Below are 22,095 nucleotides of genomic sequence, written 5' to 3'. Positions count from 1 at the left end.
AGGCAGCCGTGAAGGAACCGGCCAAGAGCCGCGCCACCCTCGCTGTGGTCGCCGGCATAGTCCGCCCCCTGTTCAACCTCATGATGGACAAGAAGTGGGAGGGCACGGAAAAGCTGCCTGCGGGCGGTTTTATCGCCGCGCCCAACCACTGCACCGAGATCGATCCCCTGATCGTCGGCCACCTCCTCTACAACCACAAGATTGCCCCGCACTTCCTTGCCAAGTCAGGGCTCTTCAAGGTTCCGGTGCTGGGCTGGGTCCTGCGGGCAACAAAGCAGATCCCGGTGGAACGTTCGTCCGCGGGGGCGAACCGCTCCCTGCAGCTCGCGCAGGAGATCGTTGCCGAAGGCGGGGCCATCATCATCTACCCCGAAGGCACCCTGACGCGTGATCCGGCGCTGTGGCCCATGAAAGGCCACACGGGTGCTGCGCGGCTTGCCCTGGAGGGCGGCATTCCGGTGGTTCCGATTGCCCATTGGGGCGCCCACGAAGTTTTCCCCCGTTACGGCAAGCGGTTCCACCTGTTCCCGCGCAAGAAGTCGACCGTAGTGGTGGGCGAGCCCGTTGACCTCAGCGCCTTCAGCGGCCGTCCGCTGGACAAGGCAACCCTTGCCGGGGCCACCGACGCGATCATGGATGCGATCACTGGACTTCTGGCCGAAATCAGGGGAGAAGAGCCTCCGGCTGAGCGGTGGGATCCGGCCAAGAAGCAGCAGGCCCGGCACGGCAGGTTCGTGGAGCGCGGGCAGCAGCAGACCGGTACCGGAACGGAAGCTCCGTGACCCCTGGGGGAAGGCAGACGGGCTCGGCCCGCTCCGTTGCTGTTCTCGGCGCCGGCTCCTGGGGAACAACCTTTGCGAAAATCCTCGCTGACGCCGCGGCTGCTGCGGGCGAGCCGCGCAGCATCAGGCTGTGGGGCAGGCGTGCTGAAGTGGTGGACCGGATTAATGCGGACCACCGCAACGAGCAGTACCTGAAGGACATCCCGCTGCCGGAGAGCATCTCCGCGTCAACAGACGTCGCCGCTGTCCTGGAGGGCGCTGACCTTGTGGTCATCGCGGTCCCGGCGCAGTCGCTCCGGCCGCAGCTGCGGGAGTGGAAAAGCCTGATCGCTCCGGACGCCATGGTTGTCTCGCTGATGAAGGGCCTGGAGCTCGGTACGGACGCCAGGATGAGCGAGGTCATCAGCGAGGAACTGGGCTTGCCCGCCGAGCGCATAGCCATTGTGTCCGGCCCCAACCTGGCCATGGAAATCGCCCGCGAAGAACCCACTGCCTCTGTGGTTGCCTGCACCGACTCCGCCGCCGCAGGCTGGATCGCCAGGAGCTGCACGGCCCCCTACTTCCGGCCGTACACCACCGCCGACGTCGTGGGCGTGGAGATCGGCGGGATCGTCAAGAACGTTATTGCCCTGGCCGTCGGCATTTGCGAGGGCAGGCAGATGGGGGACAACACCAAGGCGTCCGTCATCACCCGCGGACTCGCGGAAACGTCCCGCCTGGCCCTTGCCCTTGGCGGAGAAGCCAAGACGATGGCAGGCCTCGCAGGCCTGGGCGACCTTGTGGCCACCTGTTCCTCCCCGCTGTCACGCAACCACACCGCCGGGCGGCTCCTGGGGCAGGGCCTCACGCTTGAGGAAGTGGGCCAGAAGATGACACAGACCGCCGAAGGCATAAAATCGGGTCAGGCGGTCCACGAGCTGGCAGGCAAGCTGGGCGTGGAGATGCCCATTACAGCCGCCGTCGTTGCCGTGCTGGCCGGCAAGCTGTCCGTTGACCAACTGGGGCCCGTCCTGCTGTCCCGGGAACTGAAACCTGAAGGCGAATACTGACGATGTCCCATGAAAACCTGGCTGCAGGGGAGCCCGCGCGCAGGGCCAAACCCCGGGTGGCGGTCCTTTTCGGCGGCCGCTCGAGCGAGCACGCCGTGAGCTGCGTGACAGCGGCCGGTGTCCTCGGCGCGATCAACAAGGACAAGTACGAAGTAATTCCCATTGGCATCGCCAAAACCGGGCAATGGGTCCTCGCGTCAGCCGATACGGCCCAGTGGTCCCTCGCGGGAACATCCCTCCCTGAGGTGGCGCCTTCGCCGCAGACCGTGACCCTTGCCGAGATCGGGGGCGAGCACCAGCTGATCGTCACGGCCCCGAACGAGGTACCCCAGGAGCTCGGCACGGTGGACGTGGTTTTCCCGCTTCTCCACGGCCCGTTCGGGGAGGACGGAACCATCCAGGGGCTCCTGGAACTCTCGGATACCCGCTATGTCGGCGCCGGCGTCCTGGCCTCGGCCGTGGGCATGGACAAGCACTTCATGAAGGTGGTGTTCGAGGCTGCCGGGCTGCAGGTCGGTCCGTATGTCGCGGTGACGGACAGGCAGTGGCGCAAGGACCCGGAGTCAGTGCGCAAGCAGGTGGACCGGCTGGGATTTCCCGTCTTCGTCAAGCCGGCGCGGGCAGGATCATCCATGGGTATCTCCAAGGTGGATTCCCTGGAACTCCTCGATGCAGCCATCGAGGAAGCCCGGCGGCACGACCTGAAACTGGTGATCGAGGCCGGCATCACCGGCCGGGAGATCGAATGTGCGGTCCTCGAAGGCAGGGGCACCGACGCGCCACGCACCTCCATGCCCGGTGAAATTTCCGTGGCGGGCGGAACCCACGAGTTCTACGACTTCAACGCCAAGTATGTGGAGGACGACGCCGCCTCCCTCAGCTGCCCTGCCGACATCCCCGAGGAAGCCATAGCCCGGGTCCGGGAGCTTGCCGCGGCGGCGTTCGACGCCGTGGGGGCCGAGGGCCTGAGCCGGGTGGACTTCTTCTACACGCCCGCCGGGGAACTCATCATCAACGAGATCAACACCATGCCCGGCTTCACGCCCAAGAGCATGTATCCGCAGATGTGGGCGGCTTCCGGCCTGGGTTACGCCGACCTCATCGACGAACTGATCTACCTCGCGCTGAACCGCAAAACCGGGCTGCGCTGAGAGTCAGCCGCCACCGCCTACTGGCTCGGCGGCAGGTTCTGGAGATCCTCCTGCCCCACGCAGTTCCTGGCGGCCGGCACCTTGCCGGCCGCTGCCGCAAGGTCGGCAAGGACAGTGGCTGAACTGATTTTGTCAGGGTCCAGGAGGATCTCCGTTGCCGGTTCGCGGCCGTAGGTTGTCAGGGTCCACACCGGATCCCCTTCCTTGATGACCCAGTCGATCCCGTTCACGGTCACGCAGCGGTCCGTGGTGGGCCCGGGCACATTCACGCCGCAGCGCAGGATCACCAGGGACGGATCGCCCCACGCGGCCGTGGCCTGGCTGTTTGTCTTTCGCAGCGCGTACTCGCCGATGGCATCAGGCAGGCCCACCATCATGGGCGCGCACGCCGGGTTGGCCGCGTCCTTGGCCGCCGGAACATCCACGGCAGGCGAGCACGAGGTTAAAGAAACGGCCGCAAGGCTCCCAATCAGTGCCAGCCTGGCAACGCGGGCGGGCAGGGAAAGCTGGGGACGGTGCATGTCTCCAGCCTATCGCCGCGGTGGGCTCCGCCCTGACGCGGCACCGTGGGCCGGCAATGTCGGAGTACCGCGATAGCGTAGTGGAGTGCCTGAGAATCCCATCACCCACCACGGGCGGCCCCACCCTGAAGGCGCTGCCGCCGTCGGGGAGCCGCAGACCGTCTCCGCCCTGACCGTCTCTGCGCTCTCCGAGGCCGGGCTGCTGGCCCGGATTTTTCCGCGCCTGGCCATGGACGGCGCGCACAGCGACGCTACGTTGCTCGGCCCGGGGGACGACGCCGCCATAGTGGCTTCTCCTGACGGCAGGACCGTCATCAGCATCGACACCCAGGTCCAGGACCAGGACTTCAGGCTGCAATGGCCCAACGGCTACCGGACTACCGGCTTCGACGTCGGCTGGAAAGCTGCGGCGCAGAACCTGAGTGACATCAACGCCATGGGTGCGCGCGCCACGTCGATGGTGGTAAGCCTTACCCTTCCGCCCGAAACGGCTGTGGGCTGGGTGGAGGACCTGGCGGACGGCCTCACCGCGGGCATCAGGGAACTGGGCGCGGCATCCTGCTCGGTAGCGGGCGGGGACCTGGGGCGCGGGCGCGAAATCTCCGTCACGGTGGCCGTGCTGGGAACGCTCGACGCCGGCGCGCCGGTCCTCCGGTCCGGGGCCAGGCCGGGGGACGTCCTGGCCCTTGCGGGCACCGCCGGCCATGCTGCCGCAGGCCTTGCACTGTTGGAGTCGGACGTGCCTGTTGATGCCCTCAGCGACGGTCAACGCGCCTTGGTGGAACTGCAGTGCAGGCCACGGCCGCCCCTGGCGTCAGGGCCCGCCGCGCGTGCCGCCGGCGCCACCGCCATGCTGGACGTCTCAGACGGGCTGCTGCGCGATGGGCTGAGGCTGGCAACAGCCAGCCGTGTCGCCGTCGACCTCAATCCAGGCCCGCTGAAGCGGCTGGCGGACGCCCTTCGGCCGGCCGCTGAGCTGTTGGGCATGGACCCTGGAGAGTGGGTCCTCGGCGGCGGGGAGGACCACGGACTGCTTGCCACCTTCCCTCCTGGTTCGCCGCTGCCTCACGGATTCACTGCGATAGGCTCAGTACAAGCACTGGGAATCAATGAAGGCCCGGGCGTCAAAATTGCGGGCCGGTCCGCGGACACCGGGGGATGGGATCACTTTGCACACTAAGGTTGCCGCTAACGCGCAAGCGATGAAGAGATGGTTGGGCAAGGCTGAGACCGCCATTGGCAACCACAGCGACCGCCTGAATGCCATCAACATCTTTCCCGTGGCCGACGGCGACACCGGCACCAACCTCTACGTCACCGTGCGCGCCGCAGCCCGTTCCCTCGCTGCCACGGGTGACCACCCCGCGCAGATGGACGTCGGTGCCGTCCTTGCCGCCGCGGGCCAGGCCGCCATGGAGGAAGCGCGGGGCAACTCGGGGACCCTTTTCTCGGTGTTCCTGTGCGCAGCCGCCGAGCCGCTGGCAGGCCACACCCGGCTGACCTCCACCCTGCTGGCGGCAGCCCTCAACCGTGCCCAGATCCGTGCCTGGTCGGCATTGAGCGATCCCGTGCCGGGAACCATGCTGTCCGTCATGGAAGCGGCAGCCCGGGCCGCGGCCGCTGTCGACGCCGGACAGAACGGGGACGACAGCAACCACGCCCTGGGCCTTGCCCTGGACGCCGTTGTGGAGGGCGCCCTCGCCGCGGTGATCCACACCGAAGACCAGTTGGACGTTCTGACGACCGCCCATGTGGTTGATGCGGGCGGAGTGGGGATGCTGCTGATCCTCGATTGCCTTCGCTCAGCGATCCTGGGTGAAGAGCTCCAAAGCGAACTCCTTGACGGCCTGCACGGCTACGACGTGTCTGACCCGCACATCCATACGGCCATGCCGGATGACGACGGCGTGGAAGTCATGTGCACCATCAGCCTGTCACCCCTCAACGCGGCAACCCTCCGCCAGCGGCTGGACGAGGTGGGCGAGTCCGTGATCATGAGCCAGGTTGGCAGCGTGCCCGATTCCGACGGCAACTACCGGTGGCGCGTCCACGTCCATGTCCCCGAGGCGGATCCCGCCGTCCACATCATCCGGTCCCTGGGGGAGCCGGCCAACATCAGCATCAGTGAACTCGCGCTGCCGCGGGACCCTGCAACGGATGCAGTGAACTCCAGTGGGCATGAGCGCTGAACTGGACCTGGCGCTGGAACGGCGGCTTGGCAAGCGTTCCGCAGCGGTCATAGAAAAGCATCTGGGCATCACCACAGTCGAGGGGCTGCTGAATTACTACCCGCGCCGCTACATGAGCCGGGGAGAGCTGACGCCCATCAGCGAGATTCCCCGGGACGAAGAAGTCACCCTGATCGCCCGGGTGCTCTCCAGCAACACCCGCCGGATGCAGGCGCGCCGCGGCACCATCACCGACGTCGTGGTTTCCGACGACGACGGAAGACAGGGCCTCCGGGTGGTAGGCGGCACGGAGTACCGGGGCAAAGCGCCGGGTACGCTCAAGATCAGCTTCTTCAACGGCTACAAGGCCCAAGCGGACCTGCTCCCTGGCCGCCGGGCGCTGTTTTCCGGCAAGGTCACGTTCTTCAAGGGATCCCTTGGACTCACCAACCCCGACTACCAGCTGCTGGACGATGATCCGTTCAGCGAGGGCGGCCGGGATCCGGAAAAGCTGGCCGCCATGCCCATTCCCATCTATCCGGCCACCGCCAAGCTTCCCAGCTGGAAGATCCAGAAGGCTGTCTCAACCCTGCTCGAAACTGCTGACCTTGGCTCCCTGCCGGATCCCGTGCCACCCGCCATCGCGGCCCGGGAGAAGTTCCTGCCGATCGCCGAAGCCTACCGGCTGATCCATGAGCCGGAGTCGGCCACGGACTGGCAGCAGGCACGTCGCCGCTTCCGTTACCAGGAGGCACTGGTGCTGCAGTCCGCCCTGGCCCGCCGCCGTGCACAGCTGGCCTCGGAAGAAGCCACCGCCCGCCGGCCCGCTCCGGAGGGCCTGCTGGCCAGTTTCGACCGGAGCCTTCCGTTCACGCTCACGGCCGGGCAGGCCGCCGTCGGGGAAACCCTGGCGGCAGAACTCTCCCGGGACGTCCCCATGAACCGGCTGCTGCAGGGAGAAGTGGGCTCCGGCAAGACCATCGTGGCGCTCCGTGCCATGCTGCAGGTGGTGGATGCCGGCGGGCAGGCGGCCCTGCTGGCGCCCACGGAGGTCCTCGCTGCCCAGCATTTCGAATCGATCCGCCGGACCCTGGGCCCTCTCTCCGGAGACGGCCTGCTGGGCGGGATGGACGGCGCTTCCGTCCAGGTTTCGCTGCTCACTGGCTCCCTGCCGACGGCGGCGCGCCGGCAGGCCCTGCTTGATGCCGCCTCGGGGACGGCCGGGATCATCATCGGGACCCATGCCCTGCTGAGCGACAACGTCTCATTCTATGATCTCGGCCTGATCGTGGTGGATGAGCAGCACCGCTTCGGGGTGGAACAGCGCGATGCCCTGCGCGCCAAGGCGCGGAAGCCGCCGCATCTGCTGGTGATGACGGCCACGCCCATCCCGCGGACCGTCGCGATGACAGTTTTCGGCGACCTCGAAACGTCGGTCCTGGACGAACTGCCGGCCGGCCGTGCCCCTATCGCCACCCACCTGGTGGGACTTGCCGAGAACCCGGCCTGGGCAGGCCGCATCTGGGCCCGCGCCCGGGAGGAGATTGACAGGGGCCATCAGGTGTACGTCGTCTGCCCCAGGATCGGAACGGACGACGACGGCGACTTCAGCCCCGGGGAGGCGGAGCCTCCGGCGGGGGATGCGGAAGGGGACGGCAGCCGGGAGCTCGCCTCGGTGACGGCCGTCGTCGAGCATCTGCGGGAAGAGACCACACTGTCCGGAGTTCCCCTGGCGCCGCTCCACGGACGGCAGGAACCGGACGTGAAGTTCGGCGTCATGGAAGACTTTGCGGCCAACCGCATCAAGCTGCTTGTCTCCACTACGGTGATCGAGGTGGGCGTGGACGTTCACAACGCAACCCTGATGGTCATTCTGGATGCGGACCGGTTCGGTATTTCCCAGTTGCACCAGCTCCGCGGCCGGGTGGGCCGGGGCGGGCTGCCAGGGACCTGCCTGCTGGTCACCGCCCTTGAACCCGGGCATCCCAGCCGCCGCCGGCTGGATGCCGTGGCGGCGACTACCGACGGCTTCGTCCTGTCCGAAGAGGACCTGAAGCTGCGGCGCGAGGGCGACATCCTGGGAGCCTCGCAATCAGGCGGTCGCTCCACCCTGAAGCTGCTCCGCGTCCTGGAGCATGGCGACGTCATTGCGCGGGCAAGGGAAGACGCCCAGGAGATTGTGCGCGAGGACCCTGCCCTGTCCGCTCGCCCGGAGCTTGCCGAAGCGATCGACAAATACCTCAATCCCGAGAAGGAGGCGTTCCTTGAACGCGGCTAGCATGGTGGGTGCCGGATATCCTGGCGGCCAAGACAGGAGCGTTGAATGAGCCGGATTATTGCAGGTGCCGCCGGCGGCACTCCTTTGACCGGCGTCCCGGGATCCCTCACCAGGCCCACCACGGACCGCGTCAAGGAAGCGCTTTTTTCCCGCCTTGATGCCTTCAACGTCATTACCGGCGCCCGTGTGCTGGACCTCTATGCGGGTTCCGGCGCCCTGGGGGTCGAGAGCGGCAGCAGGGGCGCCCGGACAGTGGACCTGGTGGAGTCCGATGGCAGGGCCAGCGCCGTTTGCCAGCGCAATGCCGATCTCGTCAACGGCGTCCTGGGCCGGAAAGTGGTAACCGTCCACCGCTCAAAGGTGGAATCCTTCCTGGAACGCGCATCGGAGGCGGCAGTCTGGGACCTTGTTTTCCTGGACCCGCCGTATTTGCTCGAGGAGGTTGGCTTGCAGGCAGTGCTCCTGAAGCTGTCCACCCACCTGTCGCCGGCGGCGGTGGTGGTGGTGGAGCGCTCCTCCCGCTCGCCCGAGCCCCGGTGGCCCGAGGCCCTCACCCGGTTTGCGGAGAAGAAATACGGGGAGACCAGGCTGTGGTTCGCGGAGCCTTTCGTGCCCGATGCAATCGACGATGACGACATTCCCGAGGCGCCGGAACCGGCCGGACGCTAGCCCGGGCGCGGGAACTTTGGCCTCCCGGAGTCATCCTGCAAAGGGGTCGAGGTCCACTCCGGCCAGCACTTTTGCCGGGTGCGGCCCGCGGGCGGTCAGTTCAGTGGTCCATTCCGGCGGCCACGGGGTGAGGGTGCCGGCGAGGATGATGTTGCCGGGGTAGCGGCCTTCGAACATGCCTGTTTCCGCGACGGCGGCCACATCCGCCATGGCCTGCCGCATGGCGGACACCTGGCTTCGGACCAGGGTCAGGCCCGGCTCGTCGCCGACATTGACGATCAGCAGTCCTGCAGGGTTGAGCCGCTCCCTCACCTCCCGGTAGAACGCGCCGGTGGTCAGGTGCGCGGGCGCGTCCGGCCCGGAAAAGATGTCCAGGCTGACGACGTCGAACCGGACTTCGGGGTCAATCCGGACAAGTGACTCCCGGGCATCGCCGATGATGGTCTGCAGGTCCGTCCCCTCGGGCAGGGGCAGCTCCCGCAGGACGAAATCGAGCAGCTCACGCTCCAGCTCCACCGCATACTGCACCGACCCGGGCCTGGTGGCCTGGATGTACCGGGCCAGGGTCAGCGCTCCCGCGCCCAGGTGCAGCGCACTGACCGGAACCCCGGGGCTTGCCGCCAGGTCCACCAGGTGTCCGATCCGGCGCAGGTATTCGTAGAAGATCTCCTCGGGCTGCAGCAGGTTCACGTGGGACTGTTCCGCGCCGCCGATGCTGAGGACGTAGCTGCCGGCTGTGAAGGCGTCGGGTTCTATGGACGCGTGCTGTCCGGTGGTGCGCAGGAACCGGGACGCCCGGACTTCCCGCCCGCCGGGCATCAGAGCCTGCCGCTGAGTGCAGCCAGCCGCCCGGCAGCCTCTTCCAGGACCTCGGCCTTCTTGCAGAAGGCGAAACGGAGCAGGCTTCGGGTGCGCTCCGCTCCCTCGGCGTGGCAGAAAACCGGGACAGGGATCGCGGCCACGCCCACCAGTGCCGGAAGCTTCCGGGCCAGGTCCACGGAGTCGCTGATGCCCAAGGGGGCGGTGTCCACATTGACGAAGTACGTGCCCTGCGGCGAGAAGACCTCGAACCCCGCGGCACGCAGGCCTTCACTCAGGATGTCCCGCTTGTGCTCAAGGGACGCCGCGATGCCCTCATAGAAGGAGTCCGGCAGGGCCAGGCCCGTGGCGATGGCCGACTGGAACGGCGTGCCCGAACTGTAGGTGAGGAACTGCTTGACCGTCCGGGCGGCCGACACCAGCTCTTCGGGTCCCGTGAGCCAGCCGACCTTCCAGCCAGTCAGGGAAAAGGTCTTGCCGGCCGAGGAAATGGTGATGGTTCGGTCCGCCGCTCCGGGCAGGGAAGCCACCGGTACGTGCCGGACGCCGAACGTGAGGTGCTCATAGACCTCGTCCGTGATGATGATGCTGTCATGCCTGCGGGCCAGGTCAACGACCCGTTGGAGCACGTCCCGCGGGAAGACCGCCCCGGTGGGGTTGTGGGGGTTGTTCAGCAGCACCACCTTCGTCCGCGCGCTGAAAGCGGCCTCGAGGGCGGCCATATCCGGCATGAAGTCCGGGGCCAGGAGCGGTGCAGTCACGTGCGTCGCACCGGACAGGCCGATCACGGCGCCGTAGGAATCGTAGAAAGGCTCCAGGGTGAGGACCTCGTCGCCGGGACCGGCGAAGGCCAGGAGCGAGGCCGCGATGGCCTCGGTGGCTCCGGTGGTGATGATGACTTCCGTCGCCGGGTCGGGGGAGAGGCCGTAGAACCGCTGCTGGTGGGCCGAGACTGCCTCCCGCAGTTCCGGGATGCCCTTGCCGGGCGCATACTGGTTCGCGCCCGCCAGGATGGCAGACCGGGCGGCCTCCCTGATTTCCGCCGGGCCGTCCTCGTCCGGGAACCCCTGGCCGAGGTTAATGGCGCCTGTCTGCACGGCCAGGGTGGTCATCTCTTCGAAGATGGTGACGCCCAGGCCTCCGTCGGGGGCAAGGAGGTTTGCTCCGAGGGCGGCGCGCTGCCACGGAGCAGGGGCCATGGGGGTGGAAAGTTCCCGTGGTGGATGCATCCAGTCATGGTATCCCGGTGTTCCCATGGGGTAGGTTCGGAGCATGAGACGCGCTGTCTGCCCCGGATCCTTCGACCCTATCCACAACGGCCATCTCGAGGTTATTGCACGTGCCGCCGGCCTCTTTGACGAGGTCATCGTGGCCGTGTCCACCAACCAGGCCAAGCAGTACAGGTTCACCCTCCAGGAGCGCCTGGACATGGCACGGGAAACCCTCGCCTCACTCAAGGGCATCGTGGTGGAACCAGTCGGGGAGGGCCTGCTGGCAGAGTATTGCCGGCAGCGCGGTGTTTCGGCCATCGTCAAGGGACTCAGGTCGTCCTCGGACTTCGACTATGAGCTGCCCATGGCCACCATGAACCGGCAGCTCAGCGGCGTTGAAACGGTCTTCCTGCCTGCAGAGGCCCATTACCTCCACCTTTCCTCCACCCTGATCAAAGAGGTGGCCGGCCTGGGCGGAAATGTGTCCGAATACGTGCCCCGGTCGGTGCTGCGGCGGATGCTTGCGGGCGAGTCGGGCCCCGGCCAGCAGCCGAGGGGGTAGGCTGGTCCGGTACTTCGGCACTCCCTGCCGGCCGGTTTGAGTCCCTGTGGCTCTTCAGGCTAAGATAGTACGTCGGTCATATGTTCAACAGGAGTTCTCATTAAAAGAGATGCTGGTTCGCCCCTGGCGTTCGACGTCAAGGACCTCGGGCGCAGCCCGGGAAGCATGCGGACACTGAAGGAACATGTACCCGCGCCAGGTGATCTTGGCGTGGCGCTCATTGGCGTTCAGGAAGGCTCGGATATCGAGCTGGATCTGAGGCTTGAAGCCGTACACGAAGGAATTTTGGTATCAGGAACCGTGCTCACCGAGGTAACAGGTGAATGCGGCCGATGCCTGGATCCCCTTGCGTATGACCTCGAGGTCAATGTGCAAGAACTTTTCTTCTATGAGGGCGTGGAGCTCTCGGACGGAGAAGATGATGAAGAGCAACGTCGAGTCGAGCACGATGTAATCGATCTTGAACCGGTGTTGCGGGACGCAGTGGTGACCGCGCTGCCGTTCCAGCCGGTGTGCCGGGAAGACTGCCAGGGCCTTTGCTCCGAATGTGGAGTTCGCCTGGAAGACGAGCCGGGGCACCACCACGAGGTCTTGGATCCTCGCTGGGCTGCCCTAGCTGATATGGCTAAGCCTGACCGGCAAAATTGATTTGTACGTGTTTGTCTAGAGAGAAATGAGTTAGCCGTGGCTGTTCCCAAGCGGAAAATGTCTCGCTCGAATACCCGCGCCCGCCGCTCCCAGTGGAAGGCGACCGCCCCCCACCTGGTGAAGACCGTCGAGAACGGCCAGGTCACCTACAGCCTGCCGCACCAGGCAAAGGTCGTCACCGACTCGGCTGGCACTGCGCTGTTCCTTGAGTACAAGGGACGCAAGGTCGCGGACGTCTAATCGGCCCCTGAGGCTGACATGATGTCTTCAACTGAAGAGCTTCTGAAGCGTCTCGGTGTCTCTATAGACGCCGGGACGCTTCGTCTTGCGCTCACACACCGTTCCTACGCCTACGAAAACGGCGGCATCCCCACCAACGAGCGGCTCGAATTCCTGGGTGATTCCATCCTCGGGTTCTCCGTTACCGATGCCCTGTACCGGGACAACCCGGAACTGCCCGAAGGTGAGCTCGCAAAGCGGCGCTCCGCCGTCGTCAGCACCCGTGCGCTTGCCGGCATCGGACGCAGCCTGGGCATCGGGGAGTACATCTACCTTGGCCAGGGCGAAAAGCTCACCCACGGCAACAACAAGGCTTCCATCCTCGCCGACACCATGGAAGCACTGATCGGTGCCACCTACGTGTCCAACGACATCGAGACCGCACGCCAGCTGGTGATGCGCCTGATCGGCCCTTTGCTGAAGGACGCGGCCGCCCTGGGCGCCGGAACGGACTGGAAGACCAACATCCAGGAACTCGCTGCAAGCCGCCAGCTCGGCACCATCCACTACGCAGTGGACGGCTCCGGGCCGGACCATGCCCGCACTTTCACGGCTGTCCTCCATGTGGGCGGAACCGCCTATGGCAAGGGTTCCGGCCACTCCAAAAAGGAAGCGGAGCAGGAAGCCGCCGCGGACGCGTGGCGGGTGCTCTCCGGAGCAGCAGCGGGAACAAAAAAGTCCGCCGGTTCCGTCCCCGCCAAGTAGCGCCATGCCTGAACTTCCCGAGGTTGAGGTGGTACGCCGCGGCCTGGTGAGCTGGGTCCGCGGCCGGACCATCACCTCGGTGGAGGTCCTTGATCCACGGTCGGTGCGCCGCCACGCCCTGGGCGTGGAGGACTTTACCGGCAACCTGGAAGGCGCCACGGTTGCAGACGTCGTCCGGCGGGGCAAGTTCTTGTGGATGCCGCTGGTGGAAGGCGGCCACGGGGACGGCGCCGCCGGGGACGCGCCGGCGCCGGCCGTGGAACGCCCCCGCGTTGCCCTGATGGCCCACCTCGGGATGAGCGGCCAGCTCCTGATGCAGGACCGGGACGTCCGGGACGAAAAGCACCTGAAGGTCCGTTTCCGGCTCAGCCCCGGTGACGGCAAGCCGGAAGAACTGAGGTTCGTGGACCAGCGGATCTTTGGCGGGCTGTTCGTCACGGCGATGGTTCCCACGGACGACGGCGGCCCCGGCGGCCTCGCCGAATCGCCCCTGCCCTTGATAGCTGAGGAAGCGTCACACATTGCACGGGACCCCCTGGACCCCGCTTTCTCCTTCGACGTTTTCTACCGGCGCCTCCGCAAGCGCAAAACCGGCCTGAAGCGGGCGCTGCTGGACCAGGGACTGGTCTCCGGGATCGGAAACATCTACGCGGACGAAGCGTTGTGGAGCGCCCGGCTGCACTATGCCCGGCCCACCGACACCCTGCGCCGTGGCGATGCGGAAAGGGTGCTCGCCAGCGCCCGGCAGGTCATGCTGGATGCCCTCGCGGCCGGCGGAACGAGCTTCGACTCGCTGTATGTGAACGTCAACGGCGCCTCCGGGTACTTTGACCGGTCCCTTAACGCCTATGGCCGGGAAGGTCAGGCCTGCAAACGCTGCGCCGCAGCTGGAATCCACGCCGTCATCCGCCGCGAGCAGTTCATGAACCGGTCCTCGCACACCTGCCCCGTCTGCCAGCCCCGTCCCCGGAACGGGCGCTGGTGACAATGCCCGCGGGAATCCCGGATATTGGGCCCCCACGCAGTAGATTGAGGACAGCGAAGCAGCCGCCTCAGCCACTCAGGAGATCCGAAAAGCCTTGCACCTCAAAAGCCTGACCGTCCGGGGGTTCAAGTCATTCGCGTCCGCCACCACCTTCAATTTCGAGCCAGGGGTCACCGCGGTGGTTGGCCCCAACGGATCCGGGAAGTCCAATGTGGTGGACGCCCTGGCCTGGGTCATGGGCGAACAGGGGGCCAAAACGCTCCGCGGCGGAAAGATGGAGGACGTCATTTTCGCCGGGACGTCAGGCCGGCCGCCCCTTGGCCGGGCCCACGTTTCCCTGACCATAGACAACACTGACGGCGCCCTGCCCATCGAGTACACCGAAGTGACCATTTCGCGGACGCTTTTCCGTACGGGCGGATCGGAATACGCCATCAACGGCGCAGGCTGCCGCCTGCTGGACATCCAGGAACTGCTGTCCGATTCCGGGCTGGGCCGCGAGATGCACGTCATCGTCGGCCAAGGCCAGCTGGACCGCGTCCTCCATGCCACGCCGGAGGACCGGCGGGGCTTCATCGAGGAAGCGGCCGGAATCCTGAAGCACCGCCGGCGCAAAGAACGGACCGTGCGCAAACTGGAGGCCATGCAGGCCAACCTCCAGCGCCTCACGGACCTCACGGGAGAAATCCGGCGCCAGCTCACGCCGCTGGGGAAACAGGCGGAAGTGGCGCGCCGGGCCCAGCGGGTCCAGTTCGATGTCCGCGATGCCCGCGCCCGTTTGCTGGCCGACGATCTGGTCCAGCTCCAGCTGGCACTGGAACAGGACGTGGCGGACGAAGCCGCCTTGAAAGAACGGCGGGCCCTCGCCGGCCGGGAGCTTGAGGCCGGCCGCCGCCAACAAGCCGAGCTGGAGCAACTCGCAGCTGAAGCAACCCCCCGGCTGAATGCCGCACGGGACGCCTGGTACCGTCTGTCCGCTGCCAGGGAGCGGCTGCGTTCACTGGGCTCCCTGGCACAGGAACGCAGCCGCCTCCTCGGTTCCGTGGAGGCACCGCCGCCGGGCCGGGACCCGGAACAACTGGAACGCCAGGCGGCCAGGGTCCGCGAGGAGCTGGTTGAGCTCGAGCGCAGCATCCTTGACCGGCGCAGCGCCCTGGACACAGCAAGCGCCGCAAAGGCCGAGGCTGAGCATGCCGCGCTCGAAGAGGACAAACGGCTCACGGCAGAGCTGCGGGCCGCAGCTGACCGGCGCGAAGGCCTGGCCCGGCTGGCAGGCCAGGTTGCGGCGGCGAGGTCCCGCGTTGAGTCCGCCCAGGCGGAACTGGGCAGGCTCCGTGAATCCCTTGCGGCGGGGACCGAACGCCGGGCACGTGCCCAGGCCGAATTCACGGCACTGGAAAACCAGGTGGCCGGTGTGGAGGAGGGAGAGGAATCCCTTGACGCCGACTACGAGGCCGCCAATGAGGCCCTCGACACCGTGGTCCAGGAAATCGCCGGCCTGAAGTCAGCCGTCAGTGAGGGGGTCCGGAAGCGCGACGCCCTGGCGGCGCGCCGTGACGCGTTGAAGCTGGGCCTGGAACGGAAAGACGGGGCGAGGCACGCGCTGCACGCGGGCCTCGATGGAATCCTCGGAACCCTGGCTGCCGGGCTCACGGTGGAAGCCGGCTTCGAGACTGCGATAGCCGCGGCATTGGGGGAGGCCTCCGAAGCAATCGTGGTGCGGGACGCGGAGACGGCAACGGCGGTGCTCCAGCTCCTCAAGGACGACGACGCCGGGCGGGCGTCACTGCTCCTCGGATCGGCAGGGGCTGCAGCTGGACCCACAACCGGCACCGACATGTCCCTCCCCCCGGGCGCGCGCTGGGCCGCGGACCTCACCAGCTGCGACGCCTCCTCCGCCAGCCTGGTTGCGGACCTGTTGGCCGGCACTGCCGTTGTCCCGGACATCCAGGCAGCGGCCGCCCTGGTGGCGGAACACCCCGGGCTGACGGCCGTCACCACCGGCGGAGACGTTTTCACCGCAGTGTCGGTCACCGGCGGCTCGGCCAAGGCACCGTCGCCCCTCGAGGTGCAGGCGGCGGTGGACGACGCCGAGAGCCGGCTTGCGGCGGTCACGGCAGCCTTGGAGCGGAACAGGTTCGCCCTCGCGGCCACCGAGGCAAAGCGCGCGGAGGCGCAGGATCGGGCCGACGCCGCCCTGGAAAGGCTGCACGAATCCGACGCGAAGCTGGCCGCCGTGGCTGAGCGCCTCGGCCACCTGAACTCCGTGCTCCGCAGCGCCGTCGGCGAAAGCGACCGCCTGGCGTCATCGCTGGCCAGGGCGGAGGAGAACGTGGCGGCAGAGGAGGAAGCGCTCGCAGCTGTGGCCGCACGCCTGGCGGCGGCACAGGAAGCGCCCGCGGAGCAGGAGCCGTCAACTGAACACCGCGACGCCCTGGCCCAGGCGGCGGCCCACGCGCGCGCTGCAGAGGTTGAGGCACGGCTGGCGCTTCGCAGCGCCGAAGAGCAGCTCTCAGCCACCAGGAACCGGGTGGCCTCACTGGAGCGGGCGGCCGCCACTGAGCGCCGGGCCCGGGAGGAAGCCGCCGAGCGCGCCCGTGTCCGCCGCATCCAGGCGCGGCGCGCAGCCGCCGTGTCCGCCGCCGTCGACGTGGCGCTCCGCCACGTTGACGTGTCCGTGGATCTGGCACGGCATGAACGTGACCTTGCCGAAGACAACCGTGAGCAGCGGGACCAGGCACTTGGGGAAATCCGGACCGCCAATGAACTCCTGGCGAGGAAACTGGCCGACCTCACGGACAACGTCCACCGCGACGAACTCGCCCGGGCCCGGCAAAGGGCGCAAATCGACGCACTGGAAACCCGCTCCATCGACGAACTGGGCATCACCCCGGACGCCCTGGCAGCCGAGTACGGACCGGACGTTCCCGTTCCCGTTCCGGCCGAAGAAAGCGGCGACAAATGGGCTGCCCTTCGTGCTCCGGTGGACGGCGCCGGCGCGGAAATCGTCGAGGGAAAGCCTTACGTCCGCGAAGAGCAGGAGAAGCGCCTGCGGAAGGCTGAACGCGACCTCGCCAGCCTGGGCCGGGTGAACCCCCTGGCACTGGAGGAATTCGCCGCACTCGAGGAGCGCCATCAGTTCCTCAGCACCCAACTCGAGGACCTGAAGGCCAGCCGGAAGGACCTGCTGGACATCATCAAGGAGGTGGATGACCGCGTCCAGCGCGTCTTCACCGAGGCCTTCGAAGACACCCAGGCCCAGTTCGTCAGGGTCTTCGCCCGGCTCTTCCCGGGCGGGGAGGGGCGGCTGGTGCTCACCGACCCTGCCGACATGCTCACCACCGGTATCGAGGTGGAAGCCCGTCCCGCCGGAAAGAAGATCAAGCGGCTCTCGCTCCTGTCCGGCGGGGAACGCTCGCTGACTGCGGTGGCGCTGCTGGTGGCGATCTTCAAGGCACGGCCCTCGCCCTTCTACGTCATGGACGAGGTGGAAGCTGCCCTGGACGACACCAACCTGGGCCGGCTCATCACCATCTTCGAGGAACTCCGGGAATCCAGCCAGCTCATTGTCATCACCCACCAGAAGCGGACCATGGAAGTGGCGGACGCGCTGTACGGCGTCACCATGCGCGGCGACGGCGTCTCCACAGTGATCAGCCAGCGGCTCGGGGCCGACGTATGACCGGCCGGGTGTAACGGCAGGTCAACTGCACGCCTGCCCCGGAAGGCCGCCCCCGCGCGTATGAGAAGCTAGGGGAGTGAATGACATCCTTCCCATAATCCTGTCCATTCTTGCTGCCCTGGTGGTTATCGGCGGGCTGATTCCGGTCCTGATGAAGACCCGGAAGAACATCACCCGGTACCCTGGCACACGCGATGCCAACGACCCCGTACTGCCGCAGGGCGGGAGCACTGCCGTTGAGGACAGGCCCGGCGCGGTTGCGGACCGTACGGCCCCGGGCCCGGTGGACCTGGAGGGGCTGGAAACCGCTGAGGTCCCGGATAACGCCGCGGGGCTGGAGGTCATTCCGGTTGAGACTCCGCTTCCCGTGGCGGGCCGGCTGGTCCGCCTGCGCGAGCGCCTGGTCCGGTCCAACAACATCATGGGCAAGGGACTCCTGGCGCTGCTCTCAAGCGACAAGATCGACGAGAACGTGTGGGACGAGGTGGAGGAGACCCTCCTCCTGGCGGACCTGGGCACCGAACCCACCATGCAGCTCGTGGACGCCCTCCGTGAACGGGTCAAGGTCCTGGGCACCCGGACCCCCGAGCAGGTCAAAGAGCTGCTCCGCGAAGAACTCATCAAGCTCGTGGACCCCACCATGGACCGCTCCCTCAACGTCCAGCGCCACGCGGACAAGCCGGCCGTCATGATGGTGGTGGGCGTCAACGGCGTGGGAAAGACCACCACCGTGGGCAAGCTCGCCCGCGTCCTGGTTGCGGAGGACAAGGATGTCCTCCTCGGCGCTGCGGACACCTTCCGCGCCGCGGCCGCCGAACAGCTGGCCACGTGGGGCCAGCGGGTTGGCGTTCCCACTGTGAAGTCGGACATCGACGGCGCCGATCCTGCCTCCGTTGCCTACGAGGCAGTCAAGGCCGGCATTGACCAGGAAGTGGACGTGGTCATGATCGACACTGCCGGCAGGCTGCAGAACAAAGTGGGCCTCATGGACGAACTGGGCAAGGTCAAGCGCGTCATTGAGAAACTGGCCGAGGTGGACGAGGTCCTCCTGGTGCTGGATGCTACTACCGGCCAGAACGGCCTGAACCAGGCCCGCGTCTTCTCGGAGGTCGTGAACATCACGGGCATTGTCCTGACCAAGCTGGACGGAACCGCCAAGGGCGGCATCGTCGTCGCCATCCAAAAGACCCTCGGAGTCCCGGTCAAGCTGATCGGCCTGGGTGAGGGAGCGGATGACCTCGCCCCCTTCGACGCAGAGGCCTTTGTGGACGCGCTGCTGAACTAGCCCGCTGCTGAACTGGCCCGGAGGACTTAGGACCGGGCTGTCCGCAGGGTTTCCCGGGTGGCGGCCCAGGCCACCGCGGCCACGAGCATGATGCCGCCGGTCACCCCGAAAGCCCAGCCGTAGCCCAGCCGGTCGGCCAGCACACCTGCCAGGACGGGCCCAACGATCGCGCCGACGTCGGACGTCATCTGATATACGGCCAGGACCTTGCCCCCGGACCGGCCGTTGCCGATCACGTCCGCGACGGCGGCCTGCTGGGCCGGGCCGAAGAGGCCGGAGCCGGCCCCGGCCAGGGCCGATGCCGCAAGGAACCAGCCCAGCCCGGACGTAAAACCGATGGCAGCGGTCGCGGCCCCGGCAACAATCAGTCCGGCAATCATCATGGGTTTGCGGCCCAGGGTGTCAGCCAGCCGGCCCGAGAAGGTAAGGGCTGCGGCGTTCCCGGCAGCAAAGACTGCCAGTGCAAACCCGGCCGCCTCGGGTCCGGCTCCGAGGGCCGCCACCGCGAAGAGCGGAACAGTGGCCATCCGGACCCCAAAAGTCGCCCAGCCGTTCACGAAGCTGGACAGCACGGCGGTCCGGTAGGTGCCCATGGCAAGCGCTTCGCCCAGGGGCATGTCCGGTGCGCGGTCCTGCCCGTCCCCGCCGCCCCGGCGCTGGTGGCTGAGCTGTGTCTGGACCACGACGGCGGCCATAACCAGGGCGGCCGCGTACGCCAGGAAGGGAACGCGCAGGCCGAAGCCGGCCAGCAGGCCGCCGACGATCGGGCCGCACACATTTCCGATGAGGAAGGCGGACGCGTAGGCGCCGGAAACGCGGCCCCTGCTCTCCGGCGGCGCAAGCCGCACCACCAGCGCCATCGAAGCGACCGTGAACATTACCGATCCGGCTCCGCCAAGCCCGCGGAAGAGCAGGAGCTGCCAATAGTCCTGGGCGAACGCGCAGGCAGCGGTGGAGGCGGCGACGATCAGCAGGCCCATGACGTAGACGGGCCGTTCGCCGATCCTGCCGATGAGGGCACCGCCGGCGGGCGCGAAGACCAGCCGCATGAACGCGAAGATCGCCACGATCACCGAAGCTTCGGTATTTCCCACGCCGAAGGTTGTGGCGAACTGTGGCAACACGGGCGCAACAAGACCGAATCCAAGGGCAATAAGGAAGGCCGCGGCCAGCATCACCTTGATGTCGCGCGGCAGCTTTTGCCTGCCGGGACGCAGCAGGGAAAAAATCCGCGCTGTGGCGCGGCTCACGCGGGGTTCTGCCGTCATGGTCGAGGGGTCCTTGCGTACTTGTCCGAGGGGCGTCGGCGGGAGAGGTGAAACATAACCGTAACAAGCCAGATATGCACCATTTACTTCCTAGAGGTTGTTGTAACAGCCCCGCAATAAAAAACCTCCGCGGCCGAAACACAGCGCCGACACACTCGTTACAGGACGCAAAAGGCGTTGGCAGGCGGATCATCTCCGCAATTTCGACCAATTCGATAAGAGAGGCGTGCACCATGGAACTTACCGCAGGTCACGTATGGATCATGGTGTCGGCGGCGCTTGTGCTGTTCATGACACCGGGTCTGGCATTTTTCTACGGCGGCATGACCCGGGCCAAGGCCGCGCTGAACATGATGATGATGAGCTTCATCTCCATCGGCATGGTTGGCGTTGTCTGGGTCCTCTGGGGCGCCTCCATGAGCTCCGGCGAGGGCTTCTTCCAGATTGTGGGCAACCCGTTTGCCACGTTCGGCCTTGAGGGCATCGACACCCCGGACGGACTGATCAAGGTCGGCTACGCCGCCACCTTCGCCATCATCACCGTCGCACTCATCAGCGGCGCCATCGCTGACCGCGCCAAGTTCGGCGCCTGGTCTGTCTTCGTGCCCGTCTGGGTCACGCTTGTCTACTGCCCGCTGGCCTACATGGTGTGGGGCGGCGGACTGTTCGGTCCTGAAGGTGCAGTGGGCCAGGCCCTCGGCCCGGCCATCGACTTCGCCGGCGGCACCGTGGTCCACATCAACGCGGGTGTTGCAGCCCTGGTCCTGGTCCTCATCATCGGCAACCGCAAGGGGTTCGGCAAGGACCCGAACCACCGCCCGCACAACATCCCGTTCGTTATGCTCGGCGCAGCCATCCTCTGGTTCGGCTGGTTCGGCTTCAACGGCGGTGCCGCCACCACCGCTGAGCAGGGCGGCCTCATCTGGGTGAACACCCTTGCCGCCCCGGCCGCCGCGATGCTCGGCTGGCTGGTCACCGAGCGCATCCGCGACGGCCACCCCACCTCCCTGGGTGCCGCCTCCGGTGTTGTTGCCGGCCTCGTCGCCATCACCCCGGCCTGCGCCAACGTGAGCCCCGTCGGTGCCCTCGGCCTCGGCATCGTGGCCGGCGTGGCTTCCGCCCTCGCGGTGGGACTGAAGTTCCGCTGGGGCTTCGATGACTCACTGGACGTTGTCGGTGTCCACCTTGTCTCCGGCATCATCGGCACCGTGGCCCTGGGCTTCATTGCACTGCCCACCGACGGCGTGGGCGGCGGCCTCTTCTACGGCGGCGGCATGACCCAGATGTGGGCGCAGCTCGCAGCGGCCGGCATCGCCATCGCCTACTCCGCCATCCTGACGGCGATCATCGCCCTGGCCATCCACAAGACCATGGGCTTCCGTGTCTCGCAGGAACAGGAAACGGTGGGCGTGGACCTCAGCCTGCACGCCGAGACCGCCTACGAGTTCGGCGTCGGGGGACACGGCGGAAGCTTCCAGCCCCTGCACGACATGATCACCGGCAAGACCCAGTCGGACGCGGCACAGAAATCAGGAGCCGCGAAGACCGAATCAGCAACAGGTAAGGAAAGCGTGGGGGCATGAAACTGATTACTGCGATCGTCCGGCCGGAAAAGCTCGAGGCCATCCGTGAGGGGCTGGAGGCCTACGGCGTACAGGGCCTGACGGTCAGCGCGGCGAGCGGCTACGGCCGGCAGCGCGGCTACACCGAGGTCTACCGCGGCGCGGAGTACAACGTGGACCTGCTGCCCAAAATCCGCGTGGAGGTCCTCGCCACGGACGAGCAGGCAGACGACATCCTGGATGTCATCATCGCCAGCTCAAACACCGGCCGGGCCGGCGACGGCAAGGTCTGGACCGTGGATGTCTCGGAGGCGGTGCGGGTCCGCACCGGTGAACGGGGCGTTGCGGCAATCTAGGCCGGCAAAGCACTAACTAAAAGACGGAGCGGGCAGGAAAACCGGAAGGTGTTCCTGCCCGCTCCGCTGTGCTGTCCGATACCCCGCCGCCAGCGTGGATGCAGCTGCGGCGGAA

The 22,095-nt window shown here is 67.0% G+C and carries 20 protein-coding genes; 16 read left to right on the top strand and 4 right to left on the bottom strand.

What is annotated here, in order from left to right:
• The first annotated feature begins 8 nt into the window (after positions 1-8).
• The 3 genes from ACQ3DC_RS00235 to ACQ3DC_RS00225 are packed head-to-tail and all read left to right on the top strand — an operon-like array spanning position 9 to position 2,982.
• Positions 9-782: a lysophospholipid acyltransferase family protein gene (locus ACQ3DC_RS00235; RefSeq protein ID WP_321213812.1), complete on the top strand. Its 774-nt coding sequence runs from the start codon at positions 9-11 to the stop codon at positions 780-782.
• Positions 779-1,831, top strand: coding sequence for an NAD(P)H-dependent glycerol-3-phosphate dehydrogenase (locus ACQ3DC_RS00230; RefSeq protein ID WP_323056515.1), 1,053 nt, complete (start codon positions 779-781; stop codon positions 1,829-1,831). The genes ACQ3DC_RS00235 and ACQ3DC_RS00230 overlap by 4 nt, the downstream gene beginning before the upstream one ends.
• 2 nt (positions 1,832-1,833) lie before the next feature.
• Positions 1,834-2,982, top strand: coding sequence for a D-alanine--D-alanine ligase family protein (locus ACQ3DC_RS00225; RefSeq protein ID WP_321213810.1), 1,149 nt, complete (start codon positions 1,834-1,836; stop codon positions 2,980-2,982).
• 17 nt (positions 2,983-2,999) lie between these two features.
• Here ACQ3DC_RS00225 and ACQ3DC_RS00220 read toward each other — a convergent pair whose 3' ends face one another.
• A complete protein-coding gene (locus ACQ3DC_RS00220; protein ID WP_157241895.1) occupies positions 3,000-3,503 on the bottom strand; it encodes a DUF3515 domain-containing protein in 504 nt (167 codons plus the stop codon).
• Between the two features lie 229 nt (positions 3,504-3,732).
• On the opposite strand from ACQ3DC_RS00220, the gene thiL reads away from it, so the two are divergent.
• The 4 genes from thiL to rsmD are packed head-to-tail and all read left to right on the top strand — an operon-like array spanning position 3,733 to position 8,618.
• Complete coding sequence (gene thiL / locus ACQ3DC_RS00215; RefSeq protein WP_430751441.1) at positions 3,733-4,683, top strand: thiamine-phosphate kinase; 951 nt, start codon at positions 3,733-3,735, stop codon at positions 4,681-4,683.
• Between the two features lie 22 nt (positions 4,684-4,705).
• Positions 4,706-5,692, top strand: coding sequence for a DAK2 domain-containing protein (locus ACQ3DC_RS00210; protein WP_430751292.1), 987 nt, complete (start codon positions 4,706-4,708; stop codon positions 5,690-5,692).
• Complete coding sequence (locus ACQ3DC_RS00205; RefSeq protein WP_430751291.1) at positions 5,682-7,949, top strand: ATP-dependent DNA helicase RecG; 2,268 nt, start codon at positions 5,682-5,684, stop codon at positions 7,947-7,949. The genes ACQ3DC_RS00210 and ACQ3DC_RS00205 overlap by 11 nt, the downstream gene beginning before the upstream one ends.
• A gap of 45 nt (positions 7,950-7,994) precedes the next feature.
• On the top strand, positions 7,995-8,618 hold the full coding sequence (gene rsmD, locus ACQ3DC_RS00200) for a 16S rRNA (guanine(966)-N(2))-methyltransferase RsmD (protein ID WP_157241898.1): 624 nt from the start codon (positions 7,995-7,997) through the stop codon (positions 8,616-8,618).
• A gap of 30 nt (positions 8,619-8,648) precedes the next feature.
• Here the strand turns inward: rsmD and ACQ3DC_RS00195 are convergent, their stop codons facing one another.
• Positions 8,649-9,437 carry a spermidine synthase gene (locus tag ACQ3DC_RS00195; protein WP_430751290.1) on the bottom strand — a complete coding sequence of 263 codons (789 nt, stop codon included), beginning with the start codon at positions 9,435-9,437 and terminating at the stop codon, positions 8,649-8,651.
• Complete coding sequence (locus tag ACQ3DC_RS00190; protein ID WP_197432494.1) at positions 9,437-10,666, bottom strand: aminotransferase class I/II-fold pyridoxal phosphate-dependent enzyme; 1,230 nt, start codon at positions 10,664-10,666, stop codon at positions 9,437-9,439. Before ACQ3DC_RS00190 ends, ACQ3DC_RS00195 begins: the two co-directional genes overlap by 1 nt.
• A gap of 43 nt (positions 10,667-10,709) precedes the next feature.
• Here ACQ3DC_RS00190 and coaD point away from each other — a divergent pair, with 43 nt between their 5' ends.
• The 7 genes from coaD (at position 10,710) to ftsY (ending at position 18,794) form a co-directional block, all read left to right on the top strand.
• A complete protein-coding gene (gene coaD / locus ACQ3DC_RS00185; protein WP_157241901.1) occupies positions 10,710-11,210 on the top strand; it encodes a pantetheine-phosphate adenylyltransferase in 501 nt (166 codons plus the stop codon).
• Between the two features lie 123 nt (positions 11,211-11,333).
• Positions 11,334-11,858 carry a YceD family protein gene (locus ACQ3DC_RS00180; protein WP_157241902.1) on the top strand — a complete coding sequence of 175 codons (525 nt, stop codon included), beginning with the start codon at positions 11,334-11,336 and terminating at the stop codon, positions 11,856-11,858.
• A 36-nt stretch (positions 11,859-11,894) separates the two neighbouring features.
• On the top strand, positions 11,895-12,098 hold the full coding sequence (rpmF, locus tag ACQ3DC_RS00175) for a 50S ribosomal protein L32 (RefSeq protein ID WP_009356569.1): 204 nt from the start codon (positions 11,895-11,897) through the stop codon (positions 12,096-12,098).
• A gap of 21 nt (positions 12,099-12,119) precedes the next feature.
• Complete coding sequence (gene rnc / locus ACQ3DC_RS00170) at positions 12,120-12,842, top strand: ribonuclease III (RefSeq protein WP_321213802.1); 723 nt, start codon at positions 12,120-12,122, stop codon at positions 12,840-12,842.
• Between the two features lie 4 nt (positions 12,843-12,846).
• Positions 12,847-13,827 carry a bifunctional DNA-formamidopyrimidine glycosylase/DNA-(apurinic or apyrimidinic site) lyase gene (mutM, locus tag ACQ3DC_RS00165; RefSeq protein ID WP_430751289.1) on the top strand — a complete coding sequence of 327 codons (981 nt, stop codon included), beginning with the start codon at positions 12,847-12,849 and terminating at the stop codon, positions 13,825-13,827.
• A gap of 94 nt (positions 13,828-13,921) precedes the next feature.
• Positions 13,922-17,509 carry a chromosome segregation protein SMC gene (gene smc / locus ACQ3DC_RS00160; protein ID WP_430751288.1) on the top strand — a complete coding sequence of 1,196 codons (3,588 nt, stop codon included), beginning with the start codon at positions 13,922-13,924 and terminating at the stop codon, positions 17,507-17,509.
• 76 nt (positions 17,510-17,585) lie between these two features.
• Positions 17,586-18,794 carry a signal recognition particle-docking protein FtsY gene (gene ftsY, locus ACQ3DC_RS00155; protein WP_321213799.1) on the top strand — a complete coding sequence of 403 codons (1,209 nt, stop codon included), beginning with the start codon at positions 17,586-17,588 and terminating at the stop codon, positions 18,792-18,794.
• Between the two features lie 26 nt (positions 18,795-18,820).
• On the opposite strand, the gene ACQ3DC_RS00150 is transcribed toward ftsY, so the two are convergent.
• Entirely contained in the window at positions 18,821-20,062 is a 1,242-nt protein-coding gene (locus ACQ3DC_RS00150) for an MFS transporter (protein WP_430751287.1), read from the bottom strand.
• A 233-nt stretch (positions 20,063-20,295) separates the two neighbouring features.
• On the opposite strand from ACQ3DC_RS00150, the gene ACQ3DC_RS00145 reads away from it, so the two are divergent.
• Together ACQ3DC_RS00145 and ACQ3DC_RS00140 are read left to right on the top strand one after the other, a co-directional pair.
• Positions 20,296-21,645 carry an ammonium transporter gene (locus ACQ3DC_RS00145; protein ID WP_321213797.1) on the top strand — a complete coding sequence of 450 codons (1,350 nt, stop codon included), beginning with the start codon at positions 20,296-20,298 and terminating at the stop codon, positions 21,643-21,645.
• Positions 21,642-21,980, top strand: a complete 339-nt coding sequence (locus ACQ3DC_RS00140) for a P-II family nitrogen regulator (RefSeq protein ID WP_013601408.1) — start codon at positions 21,642-21,644, stop codon at positions 21,978-21,980. The genes ACQ3DC_RS00145 and ACQ3DC_RS00140 overlap by 4 nt, the downstream gene beginning before the upstream one ends.
• Positions 21,981-22,095 lie beyond the last annotated feature (115 nt).

The sequence above is a fragment of the Paenarthrobacter sp. NEAU-H11 genome, assembly GCF_050573415.1.
In the GTDB taxonomy this organism is placed as follows: domain Bacteria; phylum Actinomycetota; class Actinomycetes; order Actinomycetales; family Micrococcaceae; genus Arthrobacter.
This window is presented reverse-complemented; position numbering and strand designations above follow the sequence as displayed.

What these genes read in the sequence shown, in the direction of transcription:
- ACQ3DC_RS00225 (WP_321213810.1), top strand. Translation starts at nt 1,834, where the DNA reads ATGTCCCATGAAAACCTGGCTGCAGGGGAGCCCGCGCGCAGGGCCAAA.
- ACQ3DC_RS00220 (WP_157241895.1), bottom strand. Translation starts at nt 3,503, where the DNA reads ATGCACCGTCCCCAGCTTTCCCTGCCCGCCCGCGTTGCCAGGCTGGCA.
- thiL (WP_430751441.1), top strand. Translation starts at nt 3,733, where the DNA reads ATGGACGGCGCGCACAGCGACGCTACGTTGCTCGGCCCGGGGGACGAC.
- ACQ3DC_RS00210 (WP_430751292.1), top strand. Translation starts at nt 4,706, where the DNA reads ATGAAGAGATGGTTGGGCAAGGCTGAGACCGCCATTGGCAACCACAGC.
- ACQ3DC_RS00205 (WP_430751291.1), top strand. Translation starts at nt 5,682, where the DNA reads ATGAGCGCTGAACTGGACCTGGCGCTGGAACGGCGGCTTGGCAAGCGT.
- rsmD (WP_157241898.1), top strand. Translation starts at nt 7,995, where the DNA reads ATGAGCCGGATTATTGCAGGTGCCGCCGGCGGCACTCCTTTGACCGGC.
- ACQ3DC_RS00195 (WP_430751290.1), bottom strand. Translation starts at nt 9,437, where the DNA reads ATGCCCGGCGGGCGGGAAGTCCGGGCGTCCCGGTTCCTGCGCACCACC.
- ACQ3DC_RS00190 (WP_197432494.1), bottom strand. Translation starts at nt 10,666, where the DNA reads ATGCATCCACCACGGGAACTTTCCACCCCCATGGCCCCTGCTCCGTGG.
- coaD (WP_157241901.1), top strand. Translation starts at nt 10,710, where the DNA reads ATGAGACGCGCTGTCTGCCCCGGATCCTTCGACCCTATCCACAACGGC.
- rnc (WP_321213802.1), top strand. Translation starts at nt 12,120, where the DNA reads ATGTCTTCAACTGAAGAGCTTCTGAAGCGTCTCGGTGTCTCTATAGAC.
- mutM (WP_430751289.1), top strand. Translation starts at nt 12,847, where the DNA reads ATGCCTGAACTTCCCGAGGTTGAGGTGGTACGCCGCGGCCTGGTGAGC.
- ACQ3DC_RS00150 (WP_430751287.1), bottom strand. Translation starts at nt 20,062, where the DNA reads ATGACGGCAGAACCCCGCGTGAGCCGCGCCACAGCGCGGATTTTTTCC.
- ACQ3DC_RS00145 (WP_321213797.1), top strand. Translation starts at nt 20,296, where the DNA reads ATGGAACTTACCGCAGGTCACGTATGGATCATGGTGTCGGCGGCGCTT.
- ACQ3DC_RS00140 (WP_013601408.1), top strand. Translation starts at nt 21,642, where the DNA reads ATGAAACTGATTACTGCGATCGTCCGGCCGGAAAAGCTCGAGGCCATC.